This is a genomic window from Neorhizobium sp. PAMB6630 (assembly GCF_058242775.1).
Genome location: NZ_CM177836.1, coordinates 275,038 through 287,724 on the forward strand (window position 1 = coordinate 275,038; position 12,687 = coordinate 287,724).

Here is a 12,687-nt window from a genome sequence, read left to right on the forward strand (position 1 = left end):
GCTTTGCTCCTGCCGTACTTGAGAATGCACTGCCTGACATATAGATCATCACACCATCGCTTCCTACCGCTGGAGACCGTTAAAAATGCCGCAGGCCCCGGAACACCTCTCCGCCATGGATCAGCTTCTGGAAACGCTGGATCTGGAACGGCTGGAAGAAAACCTGTTTCGCGGCAAAAGCCCGCAGATCGGCTGGCAGCGGGTGTTCGGCGGGCAGGTGATTGCCCAGGCGCTGATGGCCGCGCAGCGCACCACACCGGATGACCGCTTCGTTCACTCCCTGCATGGCTATTTCCTGCTGCCGGGGGATCCCAAGGTGCCGATCGTCTATCAGGTGGAGCGCCTGCGGGACGGGTCCAGTTTCACCACGCGCCGCGTCACCGGCATCCAGCACGGCCGCGCCATCTTCGCCATGTCCGTCTCCTCGCAGATCGAGGAGAGCGGCTACGATCATCAGGCGCAGATGCCGGCGATCAAGCAGCCGGAAGAACTGATGTCGGAGGCGGAATTCCAGAAGGTGTTTCTCGCCAAGGCGCCCGACATGGTCAAGCGTTACTGGGGGCACAAGCGACCGGTGGAAATCCGTCCGGTCTCGCTCGTGCATTATGTTTCCAACGAAAAGCTGAAGCCGGAGCAGCATATGTGGGTGCGCGCCACCGGCGCGGTGCCGGATGACCGGCATTACCGGGCCGCGATCCTTGCCTATCTCTCCGACATGACCCTGCTCGACACATCGCTCTACGCCCATGGCACGACGATCTTCGATCCGGCGATCCAGGCAGCAAGCCTTGACCACGCCATGTGGTTTCATCGCCCGTCCGCACTCGATGACTGGCTGCTCTACACCCAGGACAGTCCGAGTGCATCCGGTGCCCGCGGAATGACCCGTGGCAGCCTTTATACCCGCTCCGGTACGCTGGTGGCCTCGGTTGCCCAAGAAGGTTTGATTCGCAAACGGGCAAGTGCTTAATTATTGAGCATTTTGAATAATTTGCTGCGTAAATGAGCGCCTATTTGGCGTTCAATTGCATCTGGCGTAGAAAATTTATTAATAATCCTTTTAAATCAGACACTTAACTTTGTGGCCAGAATCTGGCACGGCGATTGAATGTAGAGGTTCAGTCGCTGTTCACAGATCTGTCAGCGGCCAGGAGAACCGGCTCCGCGCCGAGACAACAAAGGATGGGAAACCACATGAAAATCGTGATGGCCATTATCAAGCCATTCAAGCTGGATGAGGTGCGCGAAGCCCTCACGGCTGTCGGCATTCAGGGCCTGACCGTGACCGAGGTCAAGGGTTACGGGCGCCAGAAGGGGCACACCGAAATCTATCGTGGCACGGAATATGCTGTCAGCTTCCTGCCCAAACTGAAGATCGAAATCGCGGTTGCCTCTGACCTGGTCGAAAAGGCCGTCGAGGCCATCGCCTCTGCCGCAAAGACCGGTCAAATCGGCGACGGCAAGATCTTTGTCTATTCCATCGAGCAGGCCGTGCGCATCCGTACGGGCGAAACCAACACTGAAGCGCTCTAAGACGGCTGATCAGGGGAGTCATCTGCAATGTCATTTTCCAAGTTTTCGTCCATTTCCGGACGCCTGGGTGCCTTGACGGCCGCCCTTCTGGCGCCGGCTGTCGCCTTTGCCCAGGACGCTGCGCCTGTGGTCGCGGCAGCACCGGTGCCGGAAAAGGGCGACACCACCTTCATGTTCATCTGCACGATCCTCGTGCTGTTCATGCTGATGCCAGGTCTTGGCCTGTTTTACGGCGGCCTGGTGCGCGCCAAGAACATGCTCTCCGTTCTGATGCAGTGCACGATCATCGGTGCTGCCGTCATGCTCGTCTGGGTCATCTACGGTTATTCCTTCGCCTTCGGTGGCTCCACCAATGCCTTCTTCGGCGGCACCGCCAAGATGTTCCTGGCGGGCGTCGATACGACCACGACGGCTGCCACCTTCTCCAAGGGCGTCGTCATCCCGGAATATATCTTCGTGATGTTCCAGATGACCTTTGCCGCCATCACGCCGGCGCTCATCGTCGGTGCCTTTGCCGAACGCATCAAGTTCTCGGCAGCGATCCTTTTCTGCGTGCTCTGGGTCACCTTCGTCTATTTCCCGATCGCCCATATGGTCTGGGATGCCAACGGGCTGCTGTTCGGCTGGGGCGCGCTTGATTTTGCCGGCGGCACCGTCGTTCACATCAATGCCGGTGTTGCCGGTCTGATCGGCGCCTACATGCTCGGCAAGCGGACCGGCTACGGCAAGGACATGATGGCTCCGCACTCCATGACCCTCACCCTCGTCGGTGCGGCCATGCTGTGGGTCGGTTGGTTCGGCTTCAATGCCGGTTCCAACCTGGAAGCCTCGGGCGGCGCCATGCTCGCCACCGTCAACACCTTCATCGCCACGGCGGCTGCAATCGTCTCCTGGTCGATCGTTGAAACCTTCACCCGCGGCAAGGCGTCCATGCTGGGCGCTGCTTCCGGCATGGTCGCCGGCCTCGTCGCCATCACGCCTGCTGCCGGCATCGCCGGCCCGATGGGCGCGATTGTCATGGGTCTCCTCGTTTCGCCGCTCTGCTACTTCTTCGTCTCCGTGGTGAAGAACAAGTTCGGCTATGACGATACCGCTGACGTCTTTGGTGTCCACGGCATCGGCGGCCTGTTCGGCGCGATCGCCACGGGCGTCTTCGTCTCTGCCTCGCTCGGTGGCGTCGGTTATGTCGAAGGTGTCACCATGGGGCACCAGGTCATGACGCAGGTCTATGCCGTTCTGGTCACGCTTGCCTGGTGCGGCGTTGGTTCGTTCATCCTCTACAAGCTGGTGGACATCATCGTCGGCCTGCGTGTGACCGTTGAAGCCGAACGCGAAGGTCTCGATCTGGCCTCGCACGGCGAAGCGGCCTACCACTCATAAGGCTGGTGCTCCGGCCTCAATGCCGAAATGAAATATCAAGGCCCGGAGAAATCCGGGCCTTTTTGTTGCCAAATTGTAATAATACATGTTTCTTAATTCGAATTTCATAATAGATATGAAGCTATATTTTTACATTGAACTGTAATGTTGCCAGGTGTATTGAGGGTTTGGGAGGCTGCATTGTTGATGTGTTGCTGAATTGGAGACTGCGGGTGACGACGATTGTTCAGTTGATGCACGCAAGAAGTGGTTTGGCGCGTACTGGCTTTTATGGCTTCAGCGGGACCAGTTTATTCCTTGGCGGCCTGCCTGCCATTGCAAGAGGCGATGTGGTCATCGGCATTGGTATCTGCCTGATCGGCGGCGTGTTCGCCTTTTTGGTCGCCCTTGGCCTTGGCCCCCTCGGTCTGCCTCTTGGCTGGCTCGTCGTTGGTGGCGTGTGGGGCAGCGTCTACAACCGGATCTATACGACAAGACTGATTGCAAGGGGATACAGGCTCGCCGATTCCGACGAGCGTAATGCCCGCGCGCAACGCGCTCTTGGCCTGCAGGATACCGTGGCCGTGCAGCGCGCCGGTTAGAGCGTCGTTTACGGATCTCTCGCTTACCCCTCTTTTTGATGTTTTGGGCCGTATCGCTCGCGGCAATGCCGCCGCGATTTCGAAAGCGGCATCCTCCACACTCGCAGCGAGTTTTCGGTTGATGTGGCTGGACGAAGCGGGTGTGCGTTTCCGTCTGCCTCTGCCTCTGCCTTTGCCTCTCCCTTTCCGGGGCGGGAGGTGGATCTGCGTCCTGCTGCGTGTGGGTGGGCCGGAGTGTGCGGTGTGTCGCTTCAGCAATCGCGACGCGTCTGGTTAAAGCCACGTTAACCAACTTTGTCTAATCTGCCCTTGCAAGGGAATGTGTGCCGGGTGGCAACGCATGGCGTATGCGCTCTTGCGTCAACGGGAAGTTCGGGCTGAATGAACATGGGCAGAAGCACTTCGACAGCGATGGCGCAGAATTCCACCCGCCATGCGCTGACAGCCTTCGTGGTCAGGCAGGTGCTGGCACTGTCCGGTTTCGCGCTGTTTTTCACGCTGGCGCTCGCCGTGGCATCACTTGCCACATGGAATGTTGCCGATCCGAGCTTTTCCTATGCGACGGACAGTCCGCCGAGCAATATTCTCGGGTTTCCGGGTGCGGTTTTCGCCGACCTGATGCTGCAATTTCTGGGCCTTGCCAGCGTTCCTGCACTTCTGCCGGTCCTTGCCTGGGCGCTTGCGCTGATCTCCGGACGCACGTTGCGCCGTATCCCCGCCCGCTTCGGTGCCTGGCTTGCCGGTACGGTCCTCGCCTCCGCCGCGCTCGGCTGCTTTCCGGCCCCTGAAACCTGGCCGATCCCCAATGGTATCGGCGGCGTCATCGGAGATATGATCCTCAGATTTCCGGCGCTTTTCGTGGGCGCCTATCCGACAGGCATGGCCGCCACCATTCTGGGGATCGTCTTTGCCCTGCCGACGACCGGTTTCCTGTTGTTTGCCGCGGGCCTTGTCGGCCGCAACGAGCTTGACGAGGATGATGAGGACGAGGCTCCCGCAGCCCCCCGCCGCAAGGCCACAGACGTTGATGACGAGGATGATGACGGTGGCTTTGCCGGCCTTCTGGCCTTCGGCGCACTTGCCCATACCTGGTACATCACCCAGGCGCGCCTGCGCCGTCTGCTGCACATCAAGCCTCGCGCCCGCCATGGCGGTTCCGGCTTTGATGAACCCTATGACTTCAACGAGGATGAGTTCGGCAAGCTGAACGAACCGGTGCGCGCCAAGGCTTCTCCTTCCAACCGCCTCGAACCTTCGCTTGAAAGCCCGATGTCGGACCTGATGGCTGCCCGCCGCCGCATCTCGCCGCCACCGATGTCGGTTGAAGACGAGGAAGACGAGGACGAGGACATGGCCCGCCCCGCCGGCATCCTGCCGGATGATGACGATGAGCCGATGTTCAATTCCCCTCGGCGGCCCTCGCATCCGACAGGTGCCCGCGTGGCCGGTCGCGTCGTGCCGGCCGCGGCACCTCCACGCCCCGGCGCTCGCGTCGCCCGCGAAGCGCAGGCCTCTTTCATCGACGACGGCGGTTTCCAGTTGCCCTCCGTGCATCTGTTGACCGAACCGCGCCATGCCGTGCGCGACAGCACGCTGTCTGCCGATGCGCTTGAACAGAACGCCCGCATGCTGGAAGGTGTGCTGGAGGATTTTGGCGTCAAGGGCGAGATCATTCATGTGCGCCCCGGCCCGGTCGTCACACTCTATGAACTGGAGCCGGCGCCCGGCATCAAGTCGTCGCGCGTCATCGGCCTTGCCGATGATATCGCCCGCTCGATGAGCGCCATTGCCGCCCGTGTCGCCGTCGTTCCCGGCCGCAATGCCATCGGCATCGAACTGCCCAACCAGACGCGCGAAACCGTTTTCCTGCGCGAAATGATCGGCAGTACCGATTTCGAGAGCAGCAAGGCAAAACTTGCCATGGCGCTCGGCAAGACCATCGGCGGCGAGCCCGTCATTGCCGATCTTGCAAAGATGCCGCATCTTCTGGTGGCCGGCACCACCGGCTCCGGCAAGTCGGTTGCCATCAACACGATGATCCTGTCGCTGCTTTACCGGCTGTCGCCGGAAAAGTGCCGCCTCATCATGATCGATCCGAAAATGCTGGAACTTTCCGTCTATGACGGCATTCCGCATCTCCTGTCCCCTGTCGTCACCGACCCCAAGAAGGCGGTCGTGGCGTTGAAGTGGACCGTGCGCGAGATGGAGGAACGCTACAAGAAGATGTCGAAGATCGGAGTTCGCAACATTGATGGCTTCAACAGCCGCGTCGAACAGGCCATCGCCAAGGGCGAGGTGCTGACGCGCACGGTGCAGACCGGCTTTGACCGCCAGACCGGCGAGGCCATGTATGAGACCGAAGAATTCGACCTGAAGCCCATCCCCTATATTGTCGTCATCATCGATGAAATGGCCGACCTGATGATGGTCGCCGGCAAGGATATCGAAGGCGCGGTGCAGCGCCTGGCGCAGATGGCGCGTGCGGCCGGCATTCATGTCATCATGGCAACCCAGCGTCCGTCCGTCGATGTCATCACCGGCACGATCAAGGCCAATTTCCCGACCCGCATTTCCTTCCAGGTGACGTCGAAGATCGACAGCCGCACCATTTTAGGCGAGCAGGGTGCCGAACAGCTGCTCGGCATGGGCGATATGCTCTATATGGCCGGCGGCGGGCGTATCCAGCGCGTCCATGGTCCCTTCGTCTCGGATACCGAGGTGGAGGAAATCGTCGCTTACCTGAAGACGCAAGGCGCGCCGCAATATCTTGATGCGATCACCGCCGATGACGACGAAGATGGCGATGGTGGCGGCCCGGCCGGCACGGGCAACCTGTCGGACTCCGACGATCCCTATGATCAGGCCGTTGCGATCGTGCTGCGGGACGGAAAGGCTTCCACCTCCTATATCCAGCGCAGGCTCGGCATCGGCTACAACCGTGCCGCCTCACTCATCGAGCGCATGGAGCAGGAGGGGGTGATCAGCCCCGCCAACCATGCCGGCAAGCGTGAAATCCTTGTACCGACCGAGGCCGATATCATCGAGCGGTAGCGGCAAGGCCACGAAGCCGCCGCGTTTTTCCGCCATGACTGGCCTGAAGGAGATTTGAACCCATGACGACCCGTATGACCGCTTCCGCCGCCCTCAGCCGCCGCCACATGATGCTGGGCCTTGGTGCGCTGGCGGCCGGTGGCCTGGTGGGCGTGCCGGCCTTTGCGCAAGGCGCGGCCACGTCCGATGCCGCCCAGAAGATTGCCGACCACTTTTCCTCGGTCAAGACGATGATGGGCGAGTTCGTGCAGTTTGGCCCGCGCGGCGAACAGACCGGTGGAAAATTCTTCATCGAGCGCCCGGGCAAGCTGCGCTTCAATTTCGAGGATCCGTCGCCGATCCGCGTCATCGCTGACGGCAACAACGTCGTGATCGGCAACCTGAAGCTGAAGACCTGGGATCTTTATCCGCTCTCCAAGACGCCGCTCAGCCTACTTCTCGCCGACCGCATCGACCTGTCGAACCAGATGGTGCGCGATGTGAAACAGGAATCCGATCTCACCACCATCGTGCTCGGCAACAAGACGGTGTTCGGCGACAGCACGATTACGATGATGTTCGACCCGAAAACCTATGACCTGCGCCAGTGGACGATCACCGACCTGCAGAACAAGGATACGTCGGTGATGATCTACAATGTGCAGAACGGCGTGCGCTTCGACGACAAGGTTTTCACCATCCCCTATAACGAAGTCCATAAGCTGTAAGGCAGGCTTCGGGCGCTGAAGCCCTTGCCCATCCATTGCAAAAAAGCCTAAACCTCGGCGTATCACGTCGAGGTTTTTTCATGCGCTTTTCCATCACCACCTGGAACATCAATTCGGTGCGCCTGCGCCTGCCCATCGTCCAGCAGTTTCTTGCGCGCGAAAAACCCGACATTCTCTGCCTGCAGGAGATCAAGTGCCGGGCGGAAGAGTTCCCGCTCGAGCCGCTGCAGGCCATGGGTTACGAGCACATCGTGCTGCATGGCCAGAAGGGTTATCATGGCGTGGCGATCATCTCCAAGGTGCCGCTCGCGGAAGATCACCGGCAGGATTACTGCAAGGTGGGCGATGCCCGCCATATCTCCGCGATTTTCGAGCGCGGTGGTCGCCGAATCCGCCTGCACAATTTCTACGTTCCCGCGGGCGGCGACGAACCGGACCGTGCGATCAACCCGAAATTCGGCCATAAGCTGGATTTCGTCGAGGAAATGAAGGTGCTGAAGGCGGATAGCCCGGGCGTCTCCTCCATCCTCGTCGGGGACCTGAACATCGCACCGCTGGAGCATGATGTCTGGTCGCACAAGCAGCTGCTGAAGATCGTCAGCCATACGCCGGTGGAGACCGAAGGTCTGACGCAGGTGATGGAAAAAGGCGGCTGGCTGGACCTGATGCGCCAGCACGTACCCGCCTCCGAAAAACTCTACACCTGGTGGAGTTACCGCGCGAAAGACTGGGAAGCCGCCAACAAGGGCCGCCGCCTCGACCACATCTGGTCTTCGCCGGAGCTTGGTCCGCTGTTGGAAAACATCGAGGTGCTGAAGGAAGCCCGCGGCTGGAACCGCCCGTCGGACCATGTTCCTGTCACGGCGACGTTCAGGATGTGAGGATTTTTCGCGTCCATCGGCTGTGAGATTGTAGAGAGGGAACATCCCGGCTCCCGTCGAGTTCCCGAACAGCAGTTGCTTTCGAGGGGAGTATCGATGGATCTGGTTGGCATGTTGTTTCAGGGGTGGTCCGGCATCGCTCGAACGCTGATTGTCGGCACGCTGGCCTATGTGGTTCTGGTTCTTTTCCTGCGGATTTCGGGAAAGCGCACGCTTGCCAAGTTGAACGCCTTCGATCTGGTCGTCACAGTCGCGCTCGGCTCCACCCTGTCTGCCATCCTGCTCCAGGAATCGATTGCGCTTGCCGAAGGCGTGACCGCCCTGGCATTGCTGATCGGGTTACAGTACTTGGTTACGACTCTTTCCGTGCGTGTTCCAGCCGCGGCAAAGGCTGTCCGCTCGGAGCCGACGCTTCTGGTGCGCCAGGGGACATTCTGCGATCAGGCGATGCATCGGCAGCGAATAACGCAGGATGAGGTATTGAGCGCCGTGCGGTCGAACGGCCACGGCGATCTGAGCAATGTGCAGGCAGTGGTGTTGGAAAGTGACGGATCGCTGAGCGTGATCTAAACCGCGCTCGTCACGCAAACCGCCCCTGCATGGCCGCCGCAGCCTTTGCCAGCCCGACCAGATTATCCCTGATCCGCTGCTCCAGAATGCGCGCCACGGCCGGATATTCCTCCAGCAGGCGGTGAAAGAGCGTGCGCGGAATGCGCAGAACTTCGCCATCTTCGGCGGCAATGGCGGTAAACTTGCGCTCCACCATCGTCACCAGCGCCAGTTCCGACAGCATGGTGCCGGGGCCGACGGAGCGGGCGAGATCGGCGATCCCGTCCCGGCCGAGCGTGTAGAGATCGAGCCGGCCGCGTGCCACCACATAGGCGCATTCGGCCGGAGACTGTTCGCGAAACAGCTCCTGCCCCTTGGCGACGCTGCGTCGCTCCGCCCCGAAGGCGACCAGACGCAGCTGGTCGTCATCGAGCCCCTGAAACAGGGGAACGCCGGAGAGAAGGCGAATATCGTCGCTAAGAGCCATGGTCGCTTTCTTCTGCGATTTCCCAGTCAGGGGACGATCTTGTAGCCGCCGTTTTCTGTGACCAGAATTTCGGCGCTGGAGGGATCGCGCTCGATCTTCTGGCGAAGACGGTAGACGTGGGTTTCCAGCGTATGGGTCGTCACGCCGGAATTATAACCCCAGACCTCTTCCAGAAGCACGTCGCGCGTCACCACTTTCTGGCCGGCGCGGTAGAGGTAGCGGATGATCGCCGCTTCCTTTTCCGTGAGCCGGATTTTTTTGCCGTCATCAGTGGTGAGCAGTTTCTGGCTTGGTTTGAAGATATAGGGGCCAACGGTGAACGTGGCATCCTCGCTCTGCTCGTACTGGCGAAGCTGGGCGCGGATACGGGCCAGAAGCACGGCAAAACGGAACGGCTTGGTGATATAATCGTTGGCGCCGGCTTCCAGGCCAAGGATCGTGTCGCTATCGGTGTCATGCCCGGTCAACATGATGATCGGCGCCTTGAACCCGCCCTTGCGCAGCAGTTTCACCGCCTCGCGCCCGTCCATGTCAGGCAGGCCCACATCCATGATCAACAGGTCGATCTGGCGCGATTTTGCGGTCGCCATTGCCTTGGTGGCGTTGTTTTCCTGCAGCAGTGAAAATTCCTCGTAAAGAGAAAGCTGCTCGACCAGCGTCTCGCGCAGGTCTTCATCGTCATCCACCAGCAGTACGGTGCGGGCTGCCATGCCGTCTTTGCCTTTCATTTGCCCGTCGCACATCGGCGGCGAGGCTCTTCGAACTAAGGGACATTGTGCTATGAATTTCAAACGAAATCATATCCAAAGCAACAATGTGTGAGACAAATGGGTGGGAAAAAGGCCGGCGGCAAGGGCAAGATGATCACGGTTCGCCCCGCACCATCAAATCCTGCTCGCGCTTTCGTGAGTTTTGGCGGCATCACCGTGCCCGCCGCCATCGGTCGCTCCGGGCGAACGGCGTTCAAGCGTGAAGGCGATGGCGCAACGCCGATTGCCGCCATGAAGCTGCTTTATGGCTTTTTGCGCAGAGAACATGTCGGCGCTCTGACAACGGCCCTTCCCTTGCGGCGGATCGAGAAAGACATGCTCTGGTGCGATGCGCCCGAACATGCCGCCTATAACCGGTTGGTGCGTGCCCCCTTCAAGCCAAGCCACGAGCGGATGCAGCGCACCGACGGGCTCTATGACATCTGCCTCGTACTCGACTGGAATATCACCTCGCGACGCCGCCACCATGGTTCGGCAATCTTCTTTCACCTCATCCGCCCCGGTTACCAGCCGACGGAAGGCTGCATCGCCATCAGCGCCACCACCATGCGCCGGCTCATCCGGTTCATGCGGCCGGGCATGATGGTGCGCGTCATCTAACATTGTCTCGGGTTTGTCGTACAACCGCAACATGCGGCCTGTAGATTAGAACGGCTCTTAAAAAGCACTGTGTTTCTATACTGGAGGTCGTTTGATGAACGAGCAGCTCACCCACAAGCCTTTCCCGACCACGCTTCTGGAAGAGGCGGATGGCGAAGGCCATAATGCCAGCGCCAACCCGACGATGGGCGAAATCATCTCGAAGCGGTTTTCACGGCGCAATTTCCTGCAGGGGTCGCTTGCCGTTTCGGCGATTGCGGCAACCGTCAGCCCCGTCGCTCTGATGAGCGCCGATGAGGCGCGCGCCGCCGGCAAGTCCGGTTCTGCGTTTAATTTCAACGAAGTGGAAGCCGGCGTCGATGCCACGCACCACGTCGCCGAAGGTTATGACGCCGATGTGCTGCTGCGCTGGGGCGATGCGGTGCTTCCGGGAGCGCCGCAGTTTGATCCGACAAAACAGACGGCAGACGCGCAGTCAAAGCAGTTCGGCTACAACAATGACTATGTCGGTTTCATTCCGCTTGACGGCGCTGCCGATCACGGCCTGCTCGTCGTCAACCACGAATACACCAACCCGCACCTGATGTTCCCCGGCCTCGTGACCGTTGTCGATGGCAAGGTCAAGCAGGGCGCGCTCTCCAAGGAGCAGGTGGACGTCGAGATGATGGCGCATGGCGGCACCATCGTCGAAATCCGCAAGGTTTCCGGCAAATGGCAGGTGGTGGCGGATGGCAAATATAACCGCCGCATCACCTCCAACACGCCCATGCAGATCACCGGCCCGGCCGCCGGTCACGATCGCCTGAAGACGGCGGCCGACCAGACCGGCACAAAAGTCTTCGGCACGCTCAACAACTGTGCCGGCGGCGTGACCCCCTGGGGCACCTATGTGATGGCGGAGGAAAACTTCCACGGCTATTTCCAGGGCAAGCTGCCCGAGGGCCATGCGGAAGCTGCCAATTACAAGCGTTACGGCGTTCCGGAAGGCTCCTATGAATGGGGCAATTTCTACGACCGCTTCGATCTGTCGAAGGAACAGCACGAGCCGAACCGTTTTGGCTGGGTCGTCGAAGTGGATGTCATGGATCCGACCTCCATGCCGAAGAAGCGCACCGCCCTCGGTCGTTTCAAGCATGAAGGCGCCGAATCGATCGTGGCGAAGAGCGGTAAGGTCGTCTTTTATCTCGGTGACGACGAGCGTTTCGATTATGTCTACAAGTTCGTGACGGAAGCCGCCTTCAACCCGAATGACCGCGCCGCCAACATGGACCTGCTAGACAAGGGCACGCTTCACGTGGCGAAGTTCGGCGAAGACGGCACCATGCAGTGGCTTCCCATGGTCTTCGGCCAGGGCCCGCTGACGGCCGAAAACGGCTTCCACAGCCAGGCCGACGTGCTGATCGAGACCCGCCGCGCCGGCGATCTCCTCGGCGCCACCAAGATGGACCGTCCGGAAGACATCCAGCCGAACAGCGTCAACGGCAAGGTCTACGTGATGTTGACCAACAACACCAAGCGCAAGGCAGACCAGGTGAATGCCGCCAATCCGCGCGCTGAAAACGCCTTTGGCCACATCATCGAAATCTCCGAAAACGACGGTGATTTTTCCGCCACTTCAGGCAAGTGGGAAGTGCTGCTGAAATGCGGTGATCCCTCGGTTGCGGCCGTCGGCTCCACCTTCTCGACGGAAACGACGAAGAACGGCTGGTTCGGCATGCCCGATAACTGTGCGGTGGATACTGCCGGCCGTCTCTGGGTCGCAACCGATGGCAACAACAACAAGCAGACCGGCCGCACCGATGGCCTCTGGGCCGTCGATACGGAAGGTGCAGCGCGTGCCACGTCAAAGCTGTTCTTCCGCGTGCCTGTCGGCGCTGAAATGTGCGGCCCGCTGTTTGCGCCCGATGACGAGACGGCCTTCGTTGCCGTTCAGCATCCGGGCGATGGCGGCGAGGATTGGTCCGGCCACGGCCGTGCGTCCTATTACGAGGATCTCTCCACCCGCTGGCCCGATTTCAAGCCGGACCTGCCCTGTCGTCCCTCGGTCGTTGCCATCACCAAGAAGGGTGGCGGCAAGATCGCGGTCTGAGATTTCCTGACGCTTTGAAGAGGGGCTCCGCGATCACCCGGTCGCGGAGCCTTTTTCGT

General features: G+C 60.3%; 12 protein-coding genes. 10 read left to right on the forward strand and 2 right to left on the reverse strand.

Annotated features, from left to right (window positions below; translation table 11 throughout):
- Positions 1–85: 85 nt before the first annotated feature.
- The 8 genes from tesB to AC4CWF_RS01265 all read left to right on the forward strand — a co-directional run bounded on the left by tesB (position 86) and on the right by AC4CWF_RS01265 (position 8,703).
- Positions 86–970 (forward strand): acyl-CoA thioesterase II, encoded by an 885-nt coding sequence (gene tesB, locus AC4CWF_RS01230; RefSeq protein ID WP_491283329.1) that lies wholly within the window; start codon positions 86–88, stop codon positions 968–970.
- 212 nt (positions 971–1,182) lie between these two features.
- Positions 1,183–1,533: a P-II family nitrogen regulator gene (locus tag AC4CWF_RS01235; RefSeq protein ID WP_185969881.1), complete on the forward strand. Its 351-nt coding sequence runs from the start codon at positions 1,183–1,185 to the stop codon at positions 1,531–1,533.
- Between the two features lie 27 nt (positions 1,534–1,560).
- Entirely contained in the window at positions 1,561–2,913 is a 1,353-nt protein-coding gene (locus tag AC4CWF_RS01240) for an ammonium transporter (RefSeq protein WP_491283330.1), read from the forward strand.
- Positions 2,914–3,125: 212 nt separating this feature from the next.
- Positions 3,126–3,494, forward strand: coding sequence for a hypothetical protein (locus AC4CWF_RS01245; protein ID WP_491283331.1), 369 nt, complete (start codon positions 3,126–3,128; stop codon positions 3,492–3,494).
- Positions 3,495–3,881: 387 nt separating this feature from the next.
- Positions 3,882–6,545: a DNA translocase FtsK gene (locus AC4CWF_RS01250; RefSeq protein ID WP_491285134.1), complete on the forward strand. Its 2,664-nt coding sequence runs from the start codon at positions 3,882–3,884 to the stop codon at positions 6,543–6,545.
- A 107-nt stretch (positions 6,546–6,652) separates the two neighbouring features.
- Positions 6,653–7,252 carry an outer membrane lipoprotein carrier protein LolA gene (locus tag AC4CWF_RS01255; protein WP_491285135.1) on the forward strand — a complete coding sequence of 200 codons (600 nt, stop codon included), beginning with the start codon at positions 6,653–6,655 and terminating at the stop codon, positions 7,250–7,252.
- Positions 7,253–7,332: 80 nt separating this feature from the next.
- Positions 7,333–8,133, forward strand: a complete 801-nt coding sequence (locus tag AC4CWF_RS01260) for an exodeoxyribonuclease III (protein WP_491283332.1) — start codon at positions 7,333–7,335, stop codon at positions 8,131–8,133.
- A 111-nt stretch (positions 8,134–8,244) separates the two neighbouring features.
- Positions 8,245–8,703, forward strand: coding sequence for a DUF421 domain-containing protein (locus AC4CWF_RS01265; protein ID WP_491285137.1), 459 nt, complete (start codon positions 8,245–8,247; stop codon positions 8,701–8,703).
- A gap of 10 nt (positions 8,704–8,713) precedes the next feature.
- Here the strand turns inward: AC4CWF_RS01265 and AC4CWF_RS01270 are convergent, their stop codons facing one another.
- Both AC4CWF_RS01270 and AC4CWF_RS01275 read right to left on the reverse strand, forming a co-directional pair.
- A complete protein-coding gene (locus AC4CWF_RS01270; RefSeq protein ID WP_491283333.1) occupies positions 8,714–9,169 on the reverse strand; it encodes a cyclic nucleotide-binding domain-containing protein in 456 nt (151 codons plus the stop codon).
- A 26-nt stretch (positions 9,170–9,195) separates the two neighbouring features.
- Positions 9,196–9,879 (reverse strand): response regulator transcription factor, encoded by a 684-nt coding sequence (locus tag AC4CWF_RS01275; protein ID WP_491285138.1) that lies wholly within the window; start codon positions 9,877–9,879, stop codon positions 9,196–9,198.
- A 117-nt stretch (positions 9,880–9,996) separates the two neighbouring features.
- Here AC4CWF_RS01275 and AC4CWF_RS01280 point away from each other — a divergent pair, with 117 nt between their 5' ends.
- Both AC4CWF_RS01280 and AC4CWF_RS01285 read left to right on the forward strand, forming a co-directional pair.
- The gene (locus tag AC4CWF_RS01280) at positions 9,997–10,539 is read left to right on the forward strand and encodes a L,D-transpeptidase family protein (RefSeq protein WP_491283334.1); all 543 of its coding nucleotides are present in this window, start codon (positions 9,997–9,999) and stop codon (positions 10,537–10,539) included.
- Positions 10,540–10,633: 94 nt separating this feature from the next.
- Complete coding sequence (locus AC4CWF_RS01285) at positions 10,634–12,628, forward strand: PhoX family protein (protein WP_491283335.1); 1,995 nt, start codon at positions 10,634–10,636, stop codon at positions 12,626–12,628.
- Positions 12,629–12,687 lie beyond the last annotated feature (59 nt).

Coding starts and splice junctions, on each gene's coding strand:
- tesB (WP_491283329.1), top strand. CDS start 86: ATGCCGCAGGCCCCGGAACACCTCTCCGCCATGGATCAGCTTCTGGAA.
- AC4CWF_RS01235 (WP_185969881.1), top strand. CDS start 1,183: ATGGGAAACCACATGAAAATCGTGATGGCCATTATCAAGCCATTCAAG.
- AC4CWF_RS01240 (WP_491283330.1), top strand. CDS start 1,561: ATGTCATTTTCCAAGTTTTCGTCCATTTCCGGACGCCTGGGTGCCTTG.
- AC4CWF_RS01250 (WP_491285134.1), top strand. CDS start 3,882: ATGGGCAGAAGCACTTCGACAGCGATGGCGCAGAATTCCACCCGCCAT.
- AC4CWF_RS01255 (WP_491285135.1), top strand. CDS start 6,653: ATGATGCTGGGCCTTGGTGCGCTGGCGGCCGGTGGCCTGGTGGGCGTG.
- AC4CWF_RS01260 (WP_491283332.1), top strand. CDS start 7,333: ATGCGCTTTTCCATCACCACCTGGAACATCAATTCGGTGCGCCTGCGC.
- AC4CWF_RS01265 (WP_491285137.1), top strand. CDS start 8,245: ATGTTGTTTCAGGGGTGGTCCGGCATCGCTCGAACGCTGATTGTCGGC.
- AC4CWF_RS01270 (WP_491283333.1), bottom strand. CDS start 9,169: ATGGCTCTTAGCGACGATATTCGCCTTCTCTCCGGCGTTCCCCTGTTT.
- AC4CWF_RS01275 (WP_491285138.1), bottom strand. CDS start 9,879: ATGGCAGCCCGCACCGTACTGCTGGTGGATGACGATGAAGACCTGCGC.
- AC4CWF_RS01280 (WP_491283334.1), top strand. CDS start 9,997: ATGGGTGGGAAAAAGGCCGGCGGCAAGGGCAAGATGATCACGGTTCGC.
- AC4CWF_RS01285 (WP_491283335.1), top strand. CDS start 10,634: ATGAACGAGCAGCTCACCCACAAGCCTTTCCCGACCACGCTTCTGGAA.